The sequence below is a fragment of the Tolypothrix sp. VBCCA 56010 genome (assembly GCF_050875635.1).
GTDB lineage: Bacteria > Cyanobacteriota > Cyanobacteriia > Cyanobacteriales > Nostocaceae > Hassallia.
In genome coordinates this window covers 19,804-40,094 of the sequence record NZ_JBPAOH010000064.1, presented here as the reverse complement: position 1 = coordinate 40,094, position 20,291 = coordinate 19,804, and the positions used below count along the sequence as shown (strand labels likewise).

23 protein-coding genes are annotated in these 20,291 nt (G+C 45.1%); 11 read left to right on the top strand and 12 right to left on the bottom strand.

The genetic code is table 11. The features are described 5' to 3' along the window. The first annotated feature begins 54 nt into the window (after window positions 1-54). The 5 genes from AABK37_RS21315 (at window position 55) to AABK37_RS21295 (ending at window position 4,319) form a co-directional block, all read left to right on the top strand. Complete coding sequence (locus AABK37_RS21315; protein WP_432553535.1) at window positions 55-1,059, top strand: RRXRR domain-containing protein; 1,005 nt, start codon at window positions 55-57, stop codon at window positions 1,057-1,059. Between the two features lie 59 nt (window positions 1,060-1,118). Beyond that, window positions 1,119-1,991 carry a phosphate ABC transporter permease PstA gene (pstA, locus tag AABK37_RS21310; protein WP_432553534.1) on the top strand — a complete coding sequence of 291 codons (873 nt, stop codon included), beginning with the start codon at window positions 1,119-1,121 and terminating at the stop codon, window positions 1,989-1,991. Then, a complete protein-coding gene (locus AABK37_RS21305; protein WP_432553533.1) occupies window positions 1,991-2,794 on the top strand; it encodes a phosphate ABC transporter ATP-binding protein in 804 nt (267 codons plus the stop codon). Before pstA ends, AABK37_RS21305 begins: the two co-directional genes overlap by 1 nt. Window positions 2,795-2,994: 200 nt before the next feature. Next, the gene (locus AABK37_RS21300) at window positions 2,995-3,201 is read left to right on the top strand and encodes a glycogen debranching protein (RefSeq protein WP_432553532.1); all 207 of its coding nucleotides are present in this window, start codon (window positions 2,995-2,997) and stop codon (window positions 3,199-3,201) included. A gap of 539 nt (window positions 3,202-3,740) precedes the next feature. After that, on the top strand, window positions 3,741-4,319 hold the full coding sequence (locus tag AABK37_RS21295; protein WP_432553531.1) for a methylmalonic aciduria and homocystinuria type D protein: 579 nt from the start codon (window positions 3,741-3,743) through the stop codon (window positions 4,317-4,319). A gap of 172 nt (window positions 4,320-4,491) precedes the next feature. Here AABK37_RS21295 and AABK37_RS21290 read toward each other — a convergent pair whose 3' ends face one another. Both AABK37_RS21290 and AABK37_RS21285 read right to left on the bottom strand, forming a co-directional pair. Continuing rightward, entirely contained in the window at window positions 4,492-5,556 is a 1,065-nt protein-coding gene (locus tag AABK37_RS21290) for a potassium channel family protein (RefSeq protein ID WP_432553530.1), read from the bottom strand. Beyond that, window positions 5,508-5,687: a hypothetical protein gene (locus tag AABK37_RS21285; protein WP_432553529.1), complete on the bottom strand. Its 180-nt coding sequence runs from the start codon at window positions 5,685-5,687 to the stop codon at window positions 5,508-5,510. The genes AABK37_RS21290 and AABK37_RS21285 overlap by 49 nt, the downstream gene beginning before the upstream one ends. A gap of 231 nt (window positions 5,688-5,918) precedes the next feature. On the opposite strand from AABK37_RS21285, the gene AABK37_RS21280 reads away from it, so the two are divergent. Then, window positions 5,919-7,193, top strand: coding sequence for an aspartate aminotransferase family protein (locus AABK37_RS21280; protein ID WP_432553528.1), 1,275 nt, complete (start codon window positions 5,919-5,921; stop codon window positions 7,191-7,193). 19 nt (window positions 7,194-7,212) lie between these two features. Here AABK37_RS21280 and AABK37_RS21275 read toward each other — a convergent pair whose 3' ends face one another. After that, window positions 7,213-7,419 carry a hypothetical protein gene (locus AABK37_RS21275; protein ID WP_432553527.1) on the bottom strand — a complete coding sequence of 69 codons (207 nt, stop codon included), beginning with the start codon at window positions 7,417-7,419 and terminating at the stop codon, window positions 7,213-7,215. Window positions 7,420-7,434: 15 nt separating this feature from the next. On the opposite strand from AABK37_RS21275, the gene AABK37_RS21270 reads away from it, so the two are divergent. Further along, window positions 7,435-7,593 carry a hypothetical protein gene (locus AABK37_RS21270; RefSeq protein ID WP_432553526.1) on the top strand — a complete coding sequence of 53 codons (159 nt, stop codon included), beginning with the start codon at window positions 7,435-7,437 and terminating at the stop codon, window positions 7,591-7,593. Here AABK37_RS21270 and larB read toward each other — a convergent pair. From larB to trmD, 7 genes are all read right to left on the bottom strand, one after another. Further along, window positions 7,590-8,369 (bottom strand): nickel pincer cofactor biosynthesis protein LarB, encoded by a 780-nt coding sequence (larB, locus tag AABK37_RS21265; RefSeq protein ID WP_432553525.1) that lies wholly within the window; start codon window positions 8,367-8,369, stop codon window positions 7,590-7,592. The genes AABK37_RS21270 and larB overlap by 4 nt on opposite strands. 152 nt (window positions 8,370-8,521) lie before the next feature. Beyond that, window positions 8,522-10,312: an ABC transporter substrate-binding protein gene (locus tag AABK37_RS21260; RefSeq protein ID WP_432553524.1), complete on the bottom strand. Its 1,791-nt coding sequence runs from the start codon at window positions 10,310-10,312 to the stop codon at window positions 8,522-8,524. A 23-nt stretch (window positions 10,313-10,335) separates the two neighbouring features. Further along, the gene (locus tag AABK37_RS21255; RefSeq protein ID WP_432553523.1) at window positions 10,336-10,938 is read right to left on the bottom strand and encodes a PIN domain-containing protein; all 603 of its coding nucleotides are present in this window, start codon (window positions 10,936-10,938) and stop codon (window positions 10,336-10,338) included. A gap of 9 nt (window positions 10,939-10,947) precedes the next feature. Further along, window positions 10,948-11,412: a hypothetical protein gene (locus AABK37_RS21250; RefSeq protein ID WP_432553522.1), complete on the bottom strand. Its 465-nt coding sequence runs from the start codon at window positions 11,410-11,412 to the stop codon at window positions 10,948-10,950. 81 nt (window positions 11,413-11,493) lie between these two features. Further along, window positions 11,494-11,976 (bottom strand): 2-C-methyl-D-erythritol 2,4-cyclodiphosphate synthase, encoded by a 483-nt coding sequence (ispF, locus tag AABK37_RS21245; RefSeq protein WP_432553521.1) that lies wholly within the window; start codon window positions 11,974-11,976, stop codon window positions 11,494-11,496. Further along, on the bottom strand, window positions 11,973-12,167 hold the full coding sequence (locus AABK37_RS21240) for a hypothetical protein (RefSeq protein ID WP_432553520.1): 195 nt from the start codon (window positions 12,165-12,167) through the stop codon (window positions 11,973-11,975). The genes ispF and AABK37_RS21240 overlap by 4 nt, the downstream gene beginning before the upstream one ends. 19 nt (window positions 12,168-12,186) lie before the next feature. Further along, on the bottom strand, window positions 12,187-12,867 hold the full coding sequence (gene trmD / locus AABK37_RS21235) for a tRNA (guanosine(37)-N1)-methyltransferase TrmD (protein WP_432553519.1): 681 nt from the start codon (window positions 12,865-12,867) through the stop codon (window positions 12,187-12,189). A gap of 37 nt (window positions 12,868-12,904) precedes the next feature. Between trmD and AABK37_RS21230 the strand changes: the two genes are divergently transcribed. The 3 genes from AABK37_RS21230 to cphA all read left to right on the top strand — a co-directional run bounded on the left by AABK37_RS21230 (window position 12,905) and on the right by cphA (window position 17,347). Then, on the top strand, window positions 12,905-13,129 hold the full coding sequence (locus AABK37_RS21230) for a hypothetical protein (RefSeq protein WP_432553518.1): 225 nt from the start codon (window positions 12,905-12,907) through the stop codon (window positions 13,127-13,129). Between the two features lie 470 nt (window positions 13,130-13,599). Further along, the gene (locus AABK37_RS21225) at window positions 13,600-14,463 is read left to right on the top strand and encodes a cyanophycinase (RefSeq protein ID WP_432553517.1); all 864 of its coding nucleotides are present in this window, start codon (window positions 13,600-13,602) and stop codon (window positions 14,461-14,463) included. A gap of 181 nt (window positions 14,464-14,644) precedes the next feature. Then, window positions 14,645-17,347, top strand: coding sequence for a cyanophycin synthetase (gene cphA, locus AABK37_RS21220; RefSeq protein ID WP_432553516.1), 2,703 nt, complete (start codon window positions 14,645-14,647; stop codon window positions 17,345-17,347). A gap of 200 nt (window positions 17,348-17,547) precedes the next feature. Here the strand turns inward: cphA and AABK37_RS21215 are convergent, their stop codons facing one another. Together AABK37_RS21215 and AABK37_RS21210 are read right to left on the bottom strand one after the other, a co-directional pair. Next, the gene (locus AABK37_RS21215; protein ID WP_432553515.1) at window positions 17,548-17,724 is read right to left on the bottom strand and encodes a Sec-independent protein translocase subunit TatA/TatB; all 177 of its coding nucleotides are present in this window, start codon (window positions 17,722-17,724) and stop codon (window positions 17,548-17,550) included. 85 nt (window positions 17,725-17,809) lie between these two features. Further along, the gene (locus AABK37_RS21210; protein ID WP_432553514.1) at window positions 17,810-19,246 is read right to left on the bottom strand and encodes a serine/threonine protein kinase; all 1,437 of its coding nucleotides are present in this window, start codon (window positions 19,244-19,246) and stop codon (window positions 17,810-17,812) included. A 307-nt stretch (window positions 19,247-19,553) separates the two neighbouring features. Between AABK37_RS21210 and cbiT the strand changes: the two genes are divergently transcribed. Beyond that, window positions 19,554-20,156, top strand: a complete 603-nt coding sequence (gene cbiT, locus AABK37_RS21205) for a precorrin-6Y C5,15-methyltransferase subunit CbiT (RefSeq protein ID WP_432553513.1) — start codon at window positions 19,554-19,556, stop codon at window positions 20,154-20,156. Window positions 20,157-20,291 lie beyond the last annotated feature (135 nt).

The window sequence follows — 20,291 nt, the reverse complement described above, 5'->3', positions numbered from 1 at the left end:
AGCCTAAGCCCACCAAAAGACTCGAAAGAGTCGAGGACAAATGGGTAATGAGGTATGCGTGACAAGCACCAAACCATTGAGGAGCCGTGTGACGCGAAAGTGTTACGCACGGTTTTGAAGACCAGCGGGGCTGGTGACAGTCTCGCTGAGTTTAATTACACCGGGATTGGGGTGCAGTCAGCCAAATTTACCCTGTGGTTAGCGCACCTCCAATTACCATTTAAAAACGTCAAAGACCGCATCGAGCAACGCGCTATAATGCGTCGAAATCGCCGAGGTCGCCGTATCAACCGCAAAGTTGCCTTTAAACTTCGCGCTCATCGGCAGAAGCGATTTGATAATCGTAGGGGTTGTAAGATTCCTCCCAGCATACGAGCTAACAGGGATTTAGAGTGGCGCGTCTTAGACGAACTAACTCTGATATTCCCTTTTGAGACTGTCGCCTACGAAGTCATCAAAGCTCGTGGGGATAAAGGATTTAGTCCCGTGATGGTGGGGCAATTTTGGCAACTAGACAGGTTGAAAAGCGCTTTTGATAACGTACACGAAGTTAATGGATGGGAAACAGCGCAAATCCGTACCCAATTAAAACTAGAAAAACAGAAACACTCAAAGGGCGATGCGATTCCTGCTACTCATGCGGTAGACGGTGTTGCTTTAGCATGTAGTGTTTTCATCAAATACGGCATTATTGACCGTCAATCAATGGGCTGGAAGGGTAATGTATGCATAACTCCTGCGCCATTTTGTGTAATTCGCAGACCTCCAATATCACGCCGTCAACTACATCTGATGGTTCCAGCCAAGGGTGGAATACGTCGTAAGTATGGTGGAACCGTTACTCGTCACGGATTTAGGAAGGGTGACTTAGTTAAAACCCCAAGTGGCGAAATTGGTTATTGCAGTGGCGATACAGAAAAAGCTTTGTCAGTCAGCGATCCTGACTGGCGCAGATTGGGGCGCTTCAGTCCCAAAAAATCTCTACTGGTACAGCGAAACACGGGATTAATCGTGTTGACAACTAGAAGATTGTCTAATCTACTGGCATCGAACCAGTAGATTAGAACGTACTACCTTCTCCGGCTTGCTTCGCGCTCTGCCGGAGTCCCCCGGAGAATATGATGGCTAAAAAAAGTTTAAACAGCCAAAATTTGATGAATTATCAAGATTGGCTGCCAACAATCGTTGTTTGGGCAACTGCGGCTATAGTTACTGGTATTTTCCTCTGGATACTTAGCGACATCCTTTGGCATGGTATGGGGCACTTGTCCTGGGAATTTCTGACGACTGAACCGGAAAATGCTGGAAGAGTTGGGGGAATTGCTCCGATTCTTGTTTCCACCGTGCTGATTATGGGGGTGTGTATGGCAGTTTCCATCCCCATCGGCGTTGGTACTGCCGTACTGCTGGCAGAATTCACCCCAACTGATAGTTTGTTTGGCGCCTTGGTGCGACGCAGTTTAGACGTACTGGCAGGAGTGCCCTCAATTGTTTTCGGGTTGTTTGGCAACGTCTTCTTTTGCAAAGTTCTGGGATTGGGGTTTTCCATTTTGTCAGGAGGGCTGACTCTAGCGTGTATGGTGCTACCAATTTTAATTCGCTCCACAGAAGAAGGATTTCGCGCCGTCGAAAACGAGTATAGATTAGGTGCTGCTGCCCTTGGTTTCTCCCGCACTACTAGTTTATTTCAAATCTTGTTACCCGCTGCCGTCCCCGGTTTGGTCGTGGGAATGGTGCTTGGTATTGGTCGAGCAATTGCGGAAACAGCAGCTTTAATTTATACTAGCGGCTACGTGGATAGAATGCCGGAATCACTGCTAAATTCTGGACGTTCACTTTCGATTCATATTTTTGATTTGTCGATGAATGTCTCCGGGGGAGATGCCAATGCCTACGCCTCAGCATTAGTCTTGCTGTTATTGCTACTGTTGATTAATGGTACCGCAGCATGGATTGCAGAAAATTGGCTGCATAGGAGAATTATTACTTGATGGAACCAGAATACTATCTCGCTGCGAATAGAACTTCACAACCGTTGATTCAAACAGAGAACCTGACCCTGCAATATGGGCAAAAAATAGTTTTTGCTAATATCACCTTGGACGTGAATGCTGGGGAAATACTTGCTTTGGTAGGTCCTTCCGGTTGTGGGAAAACTAGTTTTCTCAGTTGTCTCAATCGGTTGACAGATTTGATTCCCCAGTGTCGGGTAGAAGGGAAAATTCGCATCGGGACTTTAGAGGTGCTGGATGCCAAAATAAATGCGATCGCACTGCGACGCAAAGTCGGCATGATATTCCAAAAGCCCAATCCTTTTCCTTTATCTATCTGGAAAAATCTGGAATTACCTTTGCGAGAACATGGTATCCGCAACCGAGAAGAAATTGATGCAATTGTGGAGACAACGTTACAAGACGTGGGACTGTGGGATGAGGTAAAAGACCGACTGCATACTTCTGCATTAGCGCTTTCTGGGGGACAGCAACAGCGCTTGTGCATCGCTAGAGCCTTGGGTTTGCAACCAGAAATTTTGTTGTTAGATGAACCTTGTAGCGCTCTCGATCCTATTTCTAGTGCGATTGTCGAGGATTTGATTGTTAGCTTGCGATCGCGTTATACCTTGCTGATTGTTACTCATAACCTAGCGCAAGCCAAGCGCATCGCAGATAAAGTTGCCTTGTTTTGGGTGCAGGATGGTGTTGGACAGTTAGTTGAGTCAGGTTCTACAAAGCAAATTTTTGAGAATCCCCAACATCCCTTAACTGCTGCCTATGTGACGGGTGCAAGGGGCTGATTGGCAATTCAAAATCGAGGCGAAAACACGCCCTAAGCTTAAGTTTTGTGTTTGTTACCCCCTCTTCCCCGTTTGTGCATAAAGCTGCATGAGTGATTAATTCATAACTCATCACTCACAACTCATAACTAATTAAGGCTTTGGTAGTATTCTAAAATGGCAAATTCCTTTTTTGGCAAAAGATTTCCAGAGGTTACGCCATGACTATTTGGGTGAACGAGCAAATTGATCCGTCTGGCATGATTCATGCTTGTATTGCTTGTTGTGATGAGTCTCAGGCAAAAGATTGTCATCAATCTTTTGAAGACAATTTGACTCAGATACAAAAAGCAACTGGTTGGATAGCGCGATTGCGAACAGTTGATTCTTGGGATGAAGTTCCAGTCAATGCTTTAAAACTGAATTAATTTACTTGCTCGTATCCAATTCCTTCTTTTTTGATTTTTCATCGTTGAGTGCTCATACCTTCCTAACTACGATTTTCAATATGGTCAGGACTTACGCACAAGTTATGGAATAACAAACCGCACCAGAACGCAGCGAAAAGTCTGAGCTCCGGTTTCCTTTGAAGTTTGAGCTCCGGTTTCCTCCGATCAAAGCTGGGCGTGTCCGATCAGACCTTTTCAAGAGAGAGTACACGGAGGTTCGGGAGAGTTGCGTGCAGTTTTTGCGTAAGTCCTAATGGTAATTAGAGACGCAAGCGATCCATGAGCGTCTCTAACTATATAACGTTGCATAAATCCGGAAATTGCCTTTGAATATAAGTAAGTACTATCATCACAAGTTAAGAAACGATAAAAGTGCGATTAAAAATTCGCATTTTAGTAACAATGAATCCAAATAAACATAACATATTATGTAAAATTGATGATTTTTATGAATGTTTAAGAGTTATCATCGAAACCAAGGATTTAAATACAAAACTTGCAAAAACCGAATAAATGTAGTGAACTACCCCAACGTTTACACTTCGGAGCAAGGCTGTCCCATTAATTTAGTTGGCAAACCGGGACAAGCAGTTCAGATTTCTATTCATTTGCCCACTGAGTATATCTGTGCCAACCGCGAACGGATATTACCAGATTGGAAAAATCAGCCGTATTTTTGGGTGGTGATTGTCTTACAGCGATCGCGATATCAATTAGTAGAAAGTACGAATACAATAGAGAAAGAAAAAGAACGCTTGCGGGAAAAGTTTATGAGGTTTGGCTGTGACGTAGCTTTTAATCTGCGCGATCGCGATTATCTCACAGACATAATCGACCCCCGCACCGGCTATCCCTTACTTTCCCATCCCGGACAAATTCCCCACGACGACACTGCCGTTGTCAAAGCTTTACTTAACTATCCAGTGCTGAAAAATAAATGCCGTGTCTTAATTCATCCTAATTGGGGTATGGCAGTTTATCCAAGCATCTTAATATCCGAAGCTCCCCCAACGATCATCGAATCGGTAACTAAAAACATAGCCCCCATGCATGGTTGGCAAGAGGTCAGTCAAGAGTCATTAGTTAGTAGTCAATAGTCAAAGAGTCAATAGTCAATAGTCAAACAGTCAACAGTCACGCATTCACGCATTTAGTTTCCTTATCCCCCTTGTCCCCCTGTCTCCCTGTCTCCTTGTCTCCAAGGAGTCCCCCTTGTCCCCCACTTCCCCACTCCCCCACTCCCCCACTCCCCCACTTCCCCACTCCCCATCAGCTATTTTTCGGTTTACGCACTTTCTGAGAACCAATTGGTCCAAGGATTTGGTTTAGGTTACGCAATTGTTCAGCTGTACCCATGCAAATCAGCAAATCTCCAGGTAATAAAATAGTATCGCCAGTAGGACCGCCGATGAGAGTGCCATCGGTGCGACGAATTGCCAGAATTAATGCCCCAGTTTGCGATCGCAATCTTGCTTTCTGCAAAGTTTCACCGAGATACGGACAAATTGCCGGATCGAGCAAAACTTCTTCCATATATAGTTGTCGGTCTGCACCTGTGAGAATACCATCAACAAAATCCATTACCTGCGGTCTGAGGGCAGCTGCTGCCATTCTTTTACCCCCAGTAATATAAGGAGAAATCACCGCATCAGCACCACCGCGTTGTAATTTTTGCACAGCTTCTTCTGTACTGGCGCGGGCGATCGCCCTAATATTGGGATTCAGTGTTTTTGCTGATAATACTGTATATAAATTTTCGGCATCAGAAGGCAGTGCAGCGACAATACAAATTGCCCGTTCTATGCCAACCTTATAGAGAGTTTCATCCAACGTGGCATCCCCTTGGTATAATGTAAAACCTTCCGATTGTGCTCTTCGCACCGATTCAATCTCCGAATCAATAATTACAAAAGGTACGCCTTCTGCCCGAAACTCTTTGGCAATTTGACGACCAGTTCGACTAAATCCACAAAGGATGTAATGTTCTGACAAGGATTCCATTAAACGCCGATGTTGTCGTAATCGAATTCCTTCTTGAAAATAACCTTGAATTACAGCTTCTGTAAATCTATTGACGATGTAACCGATTGTGATCACACCCATTAAAATTAAGGCGATCGTAAACAACCGTCCTCGGTTTCCTAACGGGTTTGTCTCACCATAGCCCACAGTAGCCAAGGTAATCACCGTCATATAAGCTGCATCTTCCCAACTCCACTGTTCTACTAACCTGTACCATAAAGTCCCAATGATAAAGACACCACCGAGGGCAGCGGTTCCTGCCATCAACTCTTTTTGAATGCGACGATATTTTTGCTCAAGCGTTGAATACACAGTTTTTCACCACTGACACTCTTTTGGAGAATTGGTAATTGGTAATTAGTAATTGGTAATTGGTAATTGGTAATCGGTAATTGGTAATCGAAAAAAAAATTATCTCTTTGTCCCCCAAGTCCAGTGGACACGTTCCTCACTCCTCTACCCCCCAACGGGAGAGCCACTTCGACGGGACGGTACAGGCAACCGCGCCCGTGGACTCACCGCACTCGCGCTCGTCCTCCCCTTGTCCCCCCATCTCCCCATCTCCCCATCTCCCCAATGCCCAATTCCCAAATAATAAGAAATTTTTCGTAATTTCTATCAAACTAGTAAATGACTATACGATAAAAAACTTTCACTTCTAGGCGATAGTAAGTATGCAGACTTTAAAACAAACGACAATACCTCCACAGTCAGATTCTGTACAATCTATTCCCTTTGATGCAGATAGCTTTAATCAAGTCGTCATGTCCACTTATGCGCGGTTTCCCCTAGCCTTAGAAAAAGGCGCAGGATGCCGCGTTTGGGATACACAAGGGCGGGAATATCTGGATTTTGTTGCTGGAATTGCCACTTGCACCTTAGGACATGCCCACCCAACTTTAGTAGAAGCGGTGACAAAGCAAATTCAAAAGTTGCACCACGTTTCTAATTTGTACTACATCCCCGAACAGGCTGAGTTAGCAAAATGGATAGTGCAACATTCCTGTGCCGATCGCGCGTTTTTCTGCAATTCCGGGGCAGAAGCGAATGAAGGTGCAATTAAACTTGCGCGAAAATACGCACACACAGTATTACAAATTGAAAAACCAATAATATTAACAGCTCATGCCAGTTTCCACGGACGGACTTTGGCGACAGTTACCGCTACCGCACAGCCGAAGTATCAAAAACACTTTGACCCATTAGTGCCGGGATTCCACTATGTACCTTACAACGATATTGCCGCAGTCGAAGCTGCAATTAGCGAACTTGATGAAGGTGATTATCGCGTGGCGGCGATTTTGATCGAGCCATTGCAAGGAGAAGGCGGAGTGCGTCCGGGTGACGTTGCTTACTTCCAAAAACTGCGGAAAATATGCGATGAAACCGGCATTTTGCTGATTTTCGATGAAGTGCAAGTCGGGATGGGACGCAGCGGTAAATTATGGGGTTACGAAAATCTTGGCGTTGAGCCGGATATTTTCACCAGTGCTAAAGGCTTGGGTGGTGGTATCCCCATCGGCGCAATGATGAGCAAGTCATTTTGCGATGTTTTCCAACCTGGGGAACATGCTAGCACCTTCGGTGGCAATCCTTTTGCCTGTGGAGTCGCGCTTTCGGTTTGTCAGACATTAGAACAAGAGAATATTTTACAGAATGTGCAGGATCGGGGCGAACAATTGCGAGATGGGTTGAGAGCGATCGCCACCAAATATCCCCATATAATTACTGAAGTACGCGGTTGGGGTTTAATCAACGGGATGGAGTTGCAAGCAGATATTCAGCTAACTGCACCTGATATCGTCAAAGCTGCTATGGACGAAGGCTTATTACTCGTACCCGCAGGACCCAAAGTTCTCCGCTTTGTTCCACCCTTGATTGTGACACAAAAAGAAGTAGAAACAGCATTGCAAGCTCTTGAAAAGGCGATCGCAACTGTAATCGCATAGGGGATGGGGACAAGGGGCCCTATCGCATTGGGGAGGACACCTGCACAGTCAGGGCAATGCCCGACTTGAGCAGTGTGTCCGCCATCGGCAGTGCCGTGCAAAGGTCACGAACGCCTTCGGCACCTGCCGTCCGAAGGGCATTGGTAATAATTCTTTCCCTTACCCCTTGTCCCCACGCCCGTCGCTTTTGTCCCCCTTGTCCCCCCTGTCCACGGACACGTTCCACGGGCGGGGACGCCACATGCTTCAACGGAGGGAACCTCAACGCCAGATGCCTCAAGTCGGGAAACCCGCCCACGGCACTGGCTCCGCAACGCAGTGGCGAGTGGAAAATACGCACTCGCGCTCGTCCTCCCCTTGTCCCCCCTCTCCCCCACTCCCCCAGTCCAAGCGTCCCTAGTCCCTAGTCCCCAACTTATTCGCAGTCCGCAAAATCTGCCCCGCTAAAACTGCTGCGCCAAAGCCATTATCAATATTCACTACCCCGACTCCAGCTGCACAAGAATTGAGCATTGTCAAGAGGGGCGCTAACCCACCAAAACTTGCACCGTAACCGATGCTAGTGGGAACGGCAATTACCGGACAATCTGCCAAACCCGCGACTACACTGGGTAAAGCGCCTTCCATCCCCGCGACGACAATTAACACCGAAGCCGAATCGATCACATGGCGGTTATTCAGCAAGCGGTGAATACCAGCGACACCGACATCCCAAAGGCGTTCTACGCGGAAACCAGAAAGTTCAGCAGTCACAGCAGCTTCTTCAGCCACAGGTAAATCGGCAGTACCAGCCGAAAGAATGCCAATATTACCAGAATATTGAGGTTCGATAGTTGGGGGAGTTATAGCACAAATTCGCGCCAAGTCGAAGTATCGCAAACCTTGAATTTTTGCTTCAAGTGTGGTATATACTTCTGGTTCAATTCGCGTAGCCATCACTACCGGGTTACGCGATCGCATCACTTCCATAATTTGAGCAATTTGAGCGGGAGTTTTGCCAGGTCCCCAAATCACCTCTGGGAAACCGGTTCTCAGTTGACGATAATGGTCGATTTTGGCAAACTCACCAACAGGCTCATAAGCCAAGTTTTTCAGTTTGTCTAACGCTACATCAGGAGTAACGTTACCATGAGCAACTTTTTCTAAGAGCGATCGCAAAGTTTCAGGTTCAGTCACAACGATTTTAAATTTTGGATTCTCTCGTTCCCTGGCTCTGACAGGGAATGCATACAATCTTGCTCTGCCTCATCTGTCTTAAGAGGGAGGCAGAGCCTCCAGATGTGCGTTCCCAGTCTGAGACTGGGAACCAGAAGCCTAGTCCCCATTCCCTAATCAGTTACTTTCAATTCGTAGAGGTTCCAGAATGGACCACCAAGAGCAGTGTACTTCACACCAGAGAAGCGATCGCGTACTGCTTGCAAATTCAACCGTTCCACCAAATGAATAAACGGCAACTCTTCTGAAGCGATACGCTGATATTCGTAATAATATTGCTTGCGCTTGTTTTCATCAACTTCCTGCGCTCCTTTAATATAAAGGCGGTCAATTTGCTTTTCCCAGTCAGCAGCTTCCCAACCAGTTATCCCCGACTCTCCCGGTTGTGGAGCTTGATTAAATGCGTGTGATGCCCCATTAAGTCTCCAGATATTGCTAGCAGAATGAGGTTCAATTCCCCCTCCTGCAAAACCACCAAGGTAACAATCCCAATTTTGGGCGACTTTCAGTTTATCTAAATAAGCGTTAAAACTGAGAATTTGCAAATCAACTCTAATGCCTAGTTTAGCCAAATCGCGTCTAATTTGCGCTGCCATATCTCCTCTAACTTTCCGTTCGGCATTAGTTAGCAAAGTGAATCGTACTTGATTACCGTCAGCATCTACTAATTGATTTGCAGCATTATATTTAAACCCTGCTTGTAAAAGTAATTTTTTCGCTCTTTCTGGATCGTGATTGTAGACCTTTAAACCTTTTTCTGGTGACAAAAAGAAAGGACTTTTGACATAAACAAAGGAATTTTGCAGCTCACCCAATCCCCGAAAAGCATTTGTTTTCATCGTTTCGCGGTCAAGGGCATAAGCTATAGCTTGCCGAAATTCTTTTTTATTAAACCAGCGAGACTTGATTGGATCTACAAAAGGCTGACCCTTGGAATTTTTAGCTTTACTCAGGTTGAAAGAAATAAAAGTTGTACCTGTATCTGGTCCACCGTTATATATTTGAAATTTCGCTCGCTTTTCCTCTCGCTTCAGCAAACTAAATCCTTCCGGAGCAACTTCTAAATCATCCAATTGTCCAGAACGAAAACTAATTAACTGGTTATCAGTAGATTCAATAATTTGGTAAACAATTCGCTCAATATAAGGTTGAGGATTACCTTGAGCATCTTTGCGCCAATAGTAAGGGTTGCGCCGGAATATTACTCGCTGACTGGGAATATAGCTTTCCATTACATAGGGACCGTTACCAACAATTTCTTTCAGATTGGTTCCAGTCGTCCACATTGAGAGAAACTGAAGATTGCCATCAGAACCCTTCGTTTGGATAGACTTTTGCAAAATATGCGCTGGCAAAATTTCTATTCCACCTACTAATCTTAAAAAAGGAGCAAACGGTTCCGGTACTCTAAATTCTACTCGGCGATCGTCGAGTTTTTTCACTGTTGGCAACTTACCGCTTTCGCCAATTTTCAAAGCATCTTTAGTCGGCGTAGGTACTTTGGGATTTAGGTAAATGTCTTTGTAGGTAAAAACAATATCATCCGCCGTCATTGGTTGACCATCTGACCATTTAAGTCCTGGTCGTAAGGTAATTATAATCCGCTGTCCATTATCAGTAACTTGCCAAGATTCAGCTAAAGCAGGCTCAAGCTTAGTCGTGAACGGGTTTGTTGTCATCAACGAGTCAAAGATAAAACCAAAAACGCTATATGCCGACTCATTCAGCGCTGGGTTAAAAGTTGAAGGCTCACCCAAAACAGCGACGACAAGCTGCGATACCTGAGCTGCTTCGGTTCTGAAATTAGCTGGGTTACAGGCACTAACTGTAAGTGCTGTAATTAAAGCCAGAATTACTGATAAACGAAAACGCCTGATTGTGGAAAAGATGCTCGTAAATTTCATAATTTCAATATTTGAGTCTTTTGCTAAGGTAACTGAGATTGTAGCCAACCGAGGAAGTTTTGAGTTTTGCTGAAATACTGAATACCAATATTTTGTAATATTTCTACAACTTCCCGTTTCCCAAATTCTTTAGAATTACTACTTAAAAATACTTTTGTTTCACTAGTATGTAAGAGTGCATGGTGAATTATACACTCTAAAATTAATTTATCTATCAGATGTTTTTGAAGTATATTTCTCCCTAAGCTTTGCTGAATAATTTCTGTTGCTAATGGAATCTCTTCCGCTTTGTTGATAAGCTGGTTAAAAGCTATATCAAAACCTTGTACGATTTCATTCTTGTGTTCAACAAAGCTAACTTTGGATTGGTTTAGTAGCGAAAGTAATAACTGTGATTTTTGTGAAATTTTATCTCGTTCTGCTTGATTAATTTGAATATCTAACCTGCAAAGGAAATCTTTGTTGTATTTTTCCTCTTGCTCCAATGTTGTAAGAGCTTCTACATAACAAATGTTCGGTATTGCTAGACAAACAGATGTCAGCGTATTAAAAAGTAAATTTTTTGCTTGCGGATCTTGCCCTTTAGCAATGCCCATCAAAAAATTAGTTTCAACGTAAAGTATCACAGCAAATTGCTAATAAACTTGAGTAGTTCCATCTTCTAATAGTTGTAATAAACCAATATCTGCCATCGGTTTTGTCAAAGGTGGTATTTCCGATTTCCAATGATAAGCTAAGTCTCGCAACCAAGCTTCTGTAAGCGTTATTAAGTAAAGATTATATATTTTTTTCTTGCTGAATTCTGGTTCGTAATGACTCAGCACATCAGGAGTATTAAGACAGAGAATCGGTTCTGATAAATGTTTTCCGTCCCATTGAAAAATCATAATATTTTCTACGTCAACAAGCATAGCAAAAGGAATCAACGTTTTTGCAGCTTGCAAGTAATCACTAAGTTGCGAGATAGCATTTTCTTTTGCCCTTTTTGTTTTGAAGTCAAATGGAAAACCTTGGACTTCAGCTATCAGAATAACTTGCCTATCTTTGTCTAAAGCAACAAAATCAGGAAAGTCTACATCTTCTAAGTTTGTAGCTTGCATTGTTCTAATTTCCTACCAAGTTCAAGTTTATTTTATGCGATCGCACTCTTTAATTCCCATCCTAACTACTGTTAAATAAAGTTACTCAGCCATTAACAAAACAACAGCATAAGCACAAATACCTTCTTCGCGTCCCACCGGACCTAATTTTTCATTAGTTGTGGCTTTGATACCAACTTGATTTGGTGAAAGATGCAAAACACCTGCTAGCTTATCGCGCATTTTCTCAATATGTGGTTTTAACTTTGGACGTTCTGCGACTACTACCGAATCAATATTGCCAATTTGCCAACCGCGATCGCGTATCAGTTTATCTACTTGAGCTAATAACATTAAACTATCAGCTCCCGCCCATTGAGCATCGCTAGGTGGGAAATAATGTCCAATATCCCCCAAAGACAAAGCACCCAGCATCGCGTCCATAATCGCGTGCGTTAGGACATCAGCATCACTGTGTCCCAGCAAACCAACTTCGTGAGGAATCTTAACACCTCCCAAAATCAAAGAGCGATTGCTCACCAGTCGGTGAATATCATAACCGTTACCAATGCGAATATTAGTCATTTGTTAGTTGATGGGTAATGGGGCATGGGGCATGGGGCATGGGGCATGGGGCATGGGGCATGGGGCATTGGGCATGGGGCATGGGGCATGGGGCATGGGGCATGGGGCATTGGGCATGGGGCATTGGGCATGGGGCATGGGGCATTTGTCTCCCTTGTCCCCCTTGTCCCCCCATCCCCCCCTCTCCCCATCCCCCCCTCTCCCCACTCCCTACTCCCCCGAATTCAACAAATCGGGACGGCGATCGCGTGTTCTTTTGAGTTGCTGTTCATAACGCCACTTGGCGATCGCTGCATGATTACCGCTAAGTAACACATCAGGAACTTTCCAACCGCGAAAATTCGCCGGACGGGTATACTGAGGATAGTCTAATAATCCTTCCTCAAAACTTTCTGATTGTAAAGACTCGGCTTTACCCACGGTTCCGGGAAGCAGCCGCATCACTCCATTAATCAAAGCCATTGCCGGAATTTCTCCGCCCGTTAACACAAAATCACCTAAAGAAACCTCGCGGGTAACTAAATGCAACACTCGGTCATCTACTCCTTCATAATGTCCGCAAATGACAATTAACTGGTCATAATTTGTCGCCAGTTCTCGTAACAGCGGTTGATTTATCGTTTGACCTTGAGGACTCATCAAAATAACCTCTCTGCGAGGTAGAATCGGCAGCGACTCCACAGCCTTAAAAATGGGTTCTGGCTTCATCAGCATTCCCACTCCACCGCCATATGGTTCATCATCCACCTTTCGGTGCTTGTCGGTGGTAAAGTCTCGTGGATTAACCAAATTAATTTCGGCAATTTTTTTGGCTAAGGCTTTACCCAGCAGCCCAGAACTGAGAACAGAGATAAACGAGTCAGGAAATAGCGTAACTATATCAAAGCGCACAGTAATTCGTATTCAAGGACACTAATCTTAAATTGGCATGTCTGGGAAAAGAGGGGAAAGGGGAAAGGGAAAAGGGGAAAAGGGAAAGGGAAAGAATTATTACCAATGCCCAATGCCCAATGATGCCAGTTGCTTCAAGCCGGGAAACCCGTCCAACGCACTGGCTCCCCAATGCCCAATGCCCAATGCCCCCTGCCCCCTGCAAGATGTGCCCCTTTCCCGACTGATGTTGCCTCAAACACTTATGGAGCTTCATCAATAGTATCTAAAAGTACCAGAGAAGATTGGATTTTCTGCGCCAGCAAAAGTTTTTCTAATTACTTAATTTATGTTTAAATATTGTGACAACTACATTTAAATTAATAATCGAAGCAAGTTAACAACTTCCACCTGATGCATCAAGCCAGCCTCAGAAAAAAGCGTGCGCTCCACCTGCTTTCCCCAAGCGGTATTTTGCCAGTCTGGAAAATTAGGACAGGTGAAAAACACTCTTCTTTGCGCTCTCGAAACGGCAAGGGACACTACCGCTCGTTGAAGTACGATCTGAAGGAAGCATCAATTTCTCCCTACCTTCAGCGCGTGTCTGCTACGTCAAGCAACAGAGCAAAGTTGGCAGCAAAAGCCGCAACAAGAGCACCTGTTTAAGTGTCCTCCTTTGAAGCGAAGCAGGAACATCATCAGAAATAATGAACCTTGTTTTATTCATCCGAGGTTGTTGACAGGAGAAACACAATGCCGCAATTAAAAGCTAAATCGCTGGAAATGAGGACACCATCTGCAACTAAGACCGCCGTTCTGGTTATCGGAGGCGCAGAAGACAAAGTTCACGGACGTGAGATCCTCAGAACTTTTTTTGGACGTGCCGGTGCTAGCAATGGCTATATTACAATAATTCCATCAGCCTCCCGCGAACCTGCCATCATTGGTGGTCGGTATACCCGGATTTTTGAAGAAATGGGTGCTAAAAAGGTTGAGATATTAGACATTCGGGAACGGGATCAGTGTGAAAGCGCCAATACAAAAGCATCCTTAGAAGCCTGTAGCGGGGTGTTTTTGACAGGGGGGGATCAATTGCGCCTGTGTGGTGTGTTGGCGGATACGCCAGCGATGGAAATTATCAGGCAACGAGTGAGGGCAGGGCAGCTTACCTTGGCAGGTACTTCGGCAGGGGCAGCAGTGATGGGGCATCATATGATTGCTGGCGGTGGTAGTGGTGAGACACCAAAACGTTCTCTAGTTGATATGGCAACAGGTTTGGGATTTATTCCGGAAGTGATTGTCGATCAACACTTTCACAATCGCAATCGGATGGGAAGGTTAATTAGCGCGATCGCCGCACATCCTGATCGCCTAGGCATTGGCATTGATGAAGATACTTGTGCCATGTTTGAAAGGGATGGTTGGCTGCAAGCTATGGGTAAAGGCAGTGTCACAATTGTCGATCCCACAGAAGTTACTCACACCAACGAACCCCATGTGGGAGCCTCAGAACCGCTAACGGTGCATAATCTGCGACTGCATATCCTCAGTCATGGCGATCGCTTTCACCTCTACCAACGCACCGTCCTGCCCGCTGTACACCGTATTTCCAGCTGACGGAATAGAGTATCCGAGGTTACACTGTGTTGACCGCTAATTTCTCGCTAGCTGGAGAAAAATAACTATCATACCATGTAAAAAGAAAAAACTGTTTGTCATGAACAGTTAGCGGTCAATTCCAGTATGAAACTAGTAGAAAACTAGAATTAAGGTTCCGAATCTCCATCTACCTATTCCCATGAGAATCCTTAAGATCCAGACATTACGCGGCCCCAATTACTGGAGCATTCGACGCCACAAGCTCATAGTCATGCGCCTCGACTTGGAAAATCTCGCCGAGACGCCCTCGAATGAAATTCCTGGCTTCTATGAAGGATTAGTTGAGGCACTGCCAAGTTTGGAGGGTCATTATTGCTCCCCTGGCTGTCGTGGTGGCTTTTTGTTACGGGTTCGCGAAGGCACCATGATGGGTCACATCGTCGAACACGTAGCCCTAGAACTCCAGGAATTATCCGGAATGCAGGTAGGCTTTGGTCGGACTCGCGAAACCGCCACACCTGGGGTTTACCAGGTAGTAATTGAATACCTGAATGAAGAAGCCGGACGCTATGCAGCACGCGCAGCAGTGCGGTTGTGCCAAAGCATAGTTGATCGAGGTCGCTATCCTAAAGCCGAATTAGAGCAAGACCTACAAGACTTAAAAGAATTGTGTCGCGATGCTTCCTTAGGACCTTCAACAGAAGCAATTGTTAAAGAAGCTGAAAAAAGAGGCATTCCCTGGATGCCTTTGCCGGCACGCTTTTTGATTCAACTGGGCTACGGCGCCAACCAAAAGCGGATGCAAGCCACAATGACCGATAATACCGGCATTTTGGGCGTAGAACTCGCTGGCGACAAAGAAGCTACCAAACGCATCCTCGGTGCATCAGGAGTGCCAGTCCCCAGAGGCACGGTGATCAACTTCTTGGACGATTTGTCAGAAGCTATTGAACACGTTGGCGGCTTTCCCATCGTCATCAAGCCTTTAGATGGCAATCACGGACGCGGGATCACCATTGATATCCGCACCAGAGAAGAAGCTGAAGCCGCTTACGATGCCGCCAGACAAGTTTCTCGCTCAATCATTGTTGAGCGCTATTATGTCGGTCGCGACCATCGAGTACTAGTGGTAAACGGCAAAGTCGTAGCAGTAGCTGAACGCGTGCCAGCTCATGTAGTTGGTAACGGCAGATCCACCGTAGCCGAACTAATTGACGAAACCAATCAAGACCCAAATCGCGGTGAAGGACATGATAACGTCCTGACAAAAATTGAGCTAGACCGCACCAGCTATCAGCTACTAGAAAGACAAGGCTACACCCTCAACAGCGTGCCAAATAAAGGTGAAATCTGTTATCTACGGGCAACTGCTAACCTCAGTACAGGTGGTATTGCCGTAGACCGCACCGACGAAATCCACCCAGAAACCGTTTGGCTAGCGCAACGGGTAGTCAAAATTATCGGTTTGGATATTGCCGGACTTGATGTTGTCACCTCGGATATTAGCCGTCCTTTGCGCGAAGTTGATGGCGTAATTGTCGAAGTTAACGCCGCTCCAGGTTTCCGGATGCACGTTGCCCCCAGCGTTGGCATTCCCCGCAACGTCGCCGGCGCGGTGATGGATATGCTGTTTCCCAACGACCAAGCCAGCAGCATTCCCATCCTCACTGTGACGGGTACAAACGGCAAAACCACCACTACTCGCCTGCTAGCACACATTTGCAAGCAAACAGGTAAAGTTGTAGGCTATACAACTACAGATGGAACTTATATCGGTGATTATTTAGTGGAAACGGGAGACAATACAGGTCCCCAAAGCGCTCACTTAATTTTGCAAGACGCGACTGTAGAAGTAGCGGTACTGGAAACGGCTCGCGGTGGTATTCTCCGCTCAGGGCTGGGTTTTGAAGCCGCAAATGTGGGTGTAGTATTAAATGTTGCCGCCGATCATTTAGGCATAGGCGACATTGATACTATCGAGCAATTAGCTAATCTTAAGAGTGTGGTAGCCGAATCTGTGTATCCTGATGGCTACGCAGTACTCAACGCCGATGATGCGCGAGTTGCGGCGATGGCAGAAAAAACCAAAGCGAATATTGCTTACTTCACCATGAACCCGGATTCGGATTTGGTACGAAAGCACATCCAAAAGGGTGGAGTCGCAGCAGTGTATGAAAATGGCTATTTGTCAATAGTCAAAGGCGATTGGACGCACCGCATCGAAAGGGCAGAAAATATACCTTTGACAATGGGTGGACGTGCGCCGTTTATGATTGCTAATGCTTTAGCAGCTTCTTTGGCGGCGTTTGTACAAAATGTAACAATTGAACAGATTCGGGCAGGGTTAAAAACCTTCCGCGCTTCGGTAAGTCAAACGCCGGGACGAATGAATTTGTTTAATTTGGGGAATCATCACGCTTTGGTAGATTATGCCCATAACCCGGCTAGTTACGAAGCTGTGGGTTCATTTGTCCGGAATTGGAATACGGGACAAAGAATTGGCGTTGTTGGTGGACCAGGCGATCGCCGTGACGAAGACTTTGTTACTTTAGGTAAACTGGCAGCAGATATTTTCGACTACATCATCGTCAAAGAAGATGATGACACAAGGGGGCGTCCACGAGGTTCGGCTGCAAGTTTAATTACCCAAGGCATCACCCAAGTCAAGCCTAATTGCCGTTATGAAGTCGTTATGGACGAAACGCAAGCAATTAACAAAGGTTTGGATATGGCTCCTGATAACAGTCTGGTGGTAATTTTACCAGAAAGTGTCAGCCGCGCTATTAAGTTAATTAAACTGCGCGGTCTAGTAAAAGAGGAGTTACATCAACAAAATCCTACAACTAATGTTGTAGATTCCCAAATCGGGGTGACATCTTCTGTGTTAAATAAGCTCTTATGAACAAAGAGTTAGGAGTTGGGAGTTAAAAGTTAGGAGTTAAAAGTTAGGAGTTGGGAGTTGGGAGTTGGGAGTTAGAAGTTAAAAGTTACAAAGAAGATAAAATATTTTCTTCACTCATAACTCATAACTCATAACTCCTCACTCATAACTCCTAACTCCTAACTCCTAACTCCTCACTCTTAACTCATAACTCATCACTCCTAACTTTTTACATCTTCTTCCGGACTGGTTTCCTCACTGGGATTTTTCATTTCCTCTTTAAACCCCCGGAGGGTTTTGCCCAGTGCGCTTCCCAGTTCCGGAATTTTTTTTGGTCCAAAAATTAAAATAGCAACTATAGCGATTACACCGACTTCCGTCCATCCAAGTCCAAACATATGCGTCTCCTGTCAACTCTTGTTTATTAACTATAAATAAAAGTAGTAAGCGTTTTAACGCTTAATGAAAGGACTAAAGTCCTTACTACTCTTCTCGCGTAATCGGTATCCTTAACCAATCGCTTAATTCATGCGCTAGCCATTCGAGTTCAACTTCAGATTTGACAATACGATTATTAATACCTATTTCATACTTCTGGACTCCTGCCCAAATATCTAATTGCGCCGACACTTGAAAGCGGTTTCCTTGAGAGTCTTTAGTAAAGTGGCTGGATGTGTAAACCAACTTAGTAATATCTTGTGTTAGCGATGGACGCTGATAAAATTTAAATCCAAATATCTTTGTAGTGAAGGCAATTTGCTGCTTTGTCAAGCGCAATCCGGTACTTTTGAATAAAGGAAACAGTAGCAAAGATGCCAGATGAAAGCCAGCACCCCAAAAAGGAAGGGAGAATAAGCCAAAGATAACATTAACAGGAAAAGGAGCGGCAAGAGCGGCAGTTGTCCAAAAAAAGATAAATGAATTCCAAGCGATCGCAAACAAACCCGTGAACACCATCGATGACTGAAAGCCAGCCGGCGGAATGAGAATTAAAAGCGAATCTCTATCTTTGGTAAGTTGAATTTTACTACCACTTGGTTTTTTTAAAGCTAAAGCACTGATTCTTGGTTGTGAATCATCCAAAGCTGCAAGTGCTTCAACAGCAGAACTCAAACGCTTTTCTAAACTCGGTTCAGTCATCCAGCGCAACCAGTCTGTAAAAGCGGGGCTGAGATTAGTAAGATGGTCAAAAGAAATGCGAAAATCATGAAGGGGTAAATCTGCTGGGTGTGAACCCGTGACCAAGTAAATTAACGTTGCACCTAAACTATAAAGGTCAGAAGCGCAGGTTGTGCGATCGCCAAATTGTTCGGGTGGCATATAACCATATGTTCCTACCACAGTGCGAGTTCCGCTTTCTTTGGCAACAGTCTGCACCGAGCCAAAATCTACTAAGTATACTTGACCCGGACTATTACCAGTGCGTTGGCTCCGCCCGCCGTAGGCATCGCCCAATAAAATATTGCTAGGCTTAATATCGCGGTGAATTACAGACGGATGCAGCCCATGCAAGTAAATAAGAATGGATAAAAGTTTTTTAGCTATTTCTTTTACTTCCGTTTCCGTAAAACTACGTCCACTGTTTAAATATTGCTCTAGAGTTTGTGCTGGGATATAAGACTGTACTAAAGCAAATCCTTTAAGAGAAGGTGAATTTACCTCAAAATAATCTAAATAGCGCGGAATAGAGGGATGAGACAACGATTTTAACGTTTCGGCTTCGCGTTCAAACAGCTTGAGATCGTCCCATTCAAAATCACTGTTGAAAGAAAGTAACTTTATTACAACTAATTCCTCAGTTTCCAAGTTACGGGCTAAAAGCGATCGCCGTCCCGCCTTTTTTCCTAACTGTTGCTGAATTTGATAGCGTGAAGCAAAGCGATCGCCGTTAAGCGAATCACCTAATATTTGACCGTTCATGACTATGGCTGATAACACTTTGCTAAAAGATTTGTATAAATTATGAATTGCCGACTAGGGCAAGGTCGTAAAGGGAAAAGGGGGGATGGGGAGACAAGGGGAGCCAGCGCTGTGCGGAGGCGTCCTCCGTTGAGGAGCCAGTGCGTTGCGGGGGTTCCCCCCGTTGTAGCACCTGGCGTGCGACTGGCACAGGACAAGGAAGACAAGGGAGACAAGGAAGACGAAAAGACAAACTCCCCCCGCCCCCTTTTCCCTGCCCCCTTTTCCCTGCCCCCTTCCCCTTTTAATTTAATTGTAGAATCCTACTATGCCCTCCCAACTTTGGCCCTACATTACTCCTGGTATTCCTGATGAGTTGTTTGAAAGCTTACCGGGAATTCCTCTTTCACAGCGCGAAATTCGCCTGCTGTTGATAGCTCAACTGCGCCTATATCCCAATTCAGTGTTGTGGGATATTGGCGCGGGAACAGGTACAATTCCGGTAGAAGTGGGATTGCTATGTCCTAAGGGGCAGATTATCGCCGTAGAACGAGATGAAGAAGTAGCCAACTTGATTCGGCGTAACTGCGATCGCTTTGAAGTAAAGAATGTTGAAGTCATTGAAGGTAGTGCCCCAGAGTGTTTGCACAATCTTAAACACAAACCCCATCGCGTCTGCATCGAAGGAGGACGTTCCATCCAAGAAATTTTGCAAGCAGTTTGGAATTATTTACCTCCATCCGGTCGAGTTGTCGCCACAGCTGCTAGTCTAGAAACTTTGTATGCTATTTCTCAAAGCTTTTCTGTGCTGCAAGCGAGGAATGTTGAAGTTGTCCAATCGGCAATTAATCGCTTAGAAACACGCGGCTATTCGCAAACCTTTGCCGCCGTCGATCCTATTTTTATCCTCAGTGGTGAGAAACTAGACTGAAGCAAATTATAGAAGGGTCTAGGGATTAGAGGCGCTTAGGCTAGGGGAGAATTTTAAGTTATGAATTAATAACTCATAACTCATAACTCATAACTCGTAACTTTTGTTCTCTAATCTCTAGTCCCCAGTCCCTAG

Bases quoted from the DNA above. Each gene is read 5' to 3' on its own strand.
- AABK37_RS21315 (WP_432553535.1), top strand. From the start codon at position 55: ATGCGTGACAAGCACCAAACCATTGAGGAGCCGTGTGACGCGAAAGTG.
- pstA (WP_432553534.1), top strand. From the start codon at position 1,119: ATGATGGCTAAAAAAAGTTTAAACAGCCAAAATTTGATGAATTATCAA.
- AABK37_RS21305 (WP_432553533.1), top strand. From the start codon at position 1,991: ATGGAACCAGAATACTATCTCGCTGCGAATAGAACTTCACAACCGTTG.
- AABK37_RS21300 (WP_432553532.1), top strand. From the start codon at position 2,995: ATGACTATTTGGGTGAACGAGCAAATTGATCCGTCTGGCATGATTCAT.
- AABK37_RS21280 (WP_432553528.1), top strand. From the start codon at position 5,919: ATGCAGACTTTAAAACAAACGACAATACCTCCACAGTCAGATTCTGTA.
- AABK37_RS21270 (WP_432553526.1), top strand. From the start codon at position 7,435: ATGCTTCAACGGAGGGAACCTCAACGCCAGATGCCTCAAGTCGGGAAA.
- AABK37_RS21260 (WP_432553524.1), bottom strand. From the start codon at position 10,312: ATGAAATTTACGAGCATCTTTTCCACAATCAGGCGTTTTCGTTTATCA.
- AABK37_RS21250 (WP_432553522.1), bottom strand. From the start codon at position 11,412: ATGCAAGCTACAAACTTAGAAGATGTAGACTTTCCTGATTTTGTTGCT.
- ispF (WP_432553521.1), bottom strand. From the start codon at position 11,976: ATGACTAATATTCGCATTGGTAACGGTTATGATATTCACCGACTGGTG.
- AABK37_RS21240 (WP_432553520.1), bottom strand. From the start codon at position 12,167: ATGGGGAGAGGGGGGGATGGGGGGACAAGGGGGACAAGGGAGACAAAT.
- AABK37_RS21230 (WP_432553518.1), top strand. From the start codon at position 12,905: ATGTCTGGGAAAAGAGGGGAAAGGGGAAAGGGAAAAGGGGAAAAGGGA.
- AABK37_RS21225 (WP_432553517.1), top strand. From the start codon at position 13,600: ATGCCGCAATTAAAAGCTAAATCGCTGGAAATGAGGACACCATCTGCA.
- cphA (WP_432553516.1), top strand. From the start codon at position 14,645: ATGAGAATCCTTAAGATCCAGACATTACGCGGCCCCAATTACTGGAGC.
- AABK37_RS21215 (WP_432553515.1), bottom strand. From the start codon at position 17,724: ATGTTTGGACTTGGATGGACGGAAGTCGGTGTAATCGCTATAGTTGCT.
- AABK37_RS21210 (WP_432553514.1), bottom strand. From the start codon at position 19,246: ATGAACGGTCAAATATTAGGTGATTCGCTTAACGGCGATCGCTTTGCT.
- cbiT (WP_432553513.1), top strand. From the start codon at position 19,554: ATGCCCTCCCAACTTTGGCCCTACATTACTCCTGGTATTCCTGATGAG.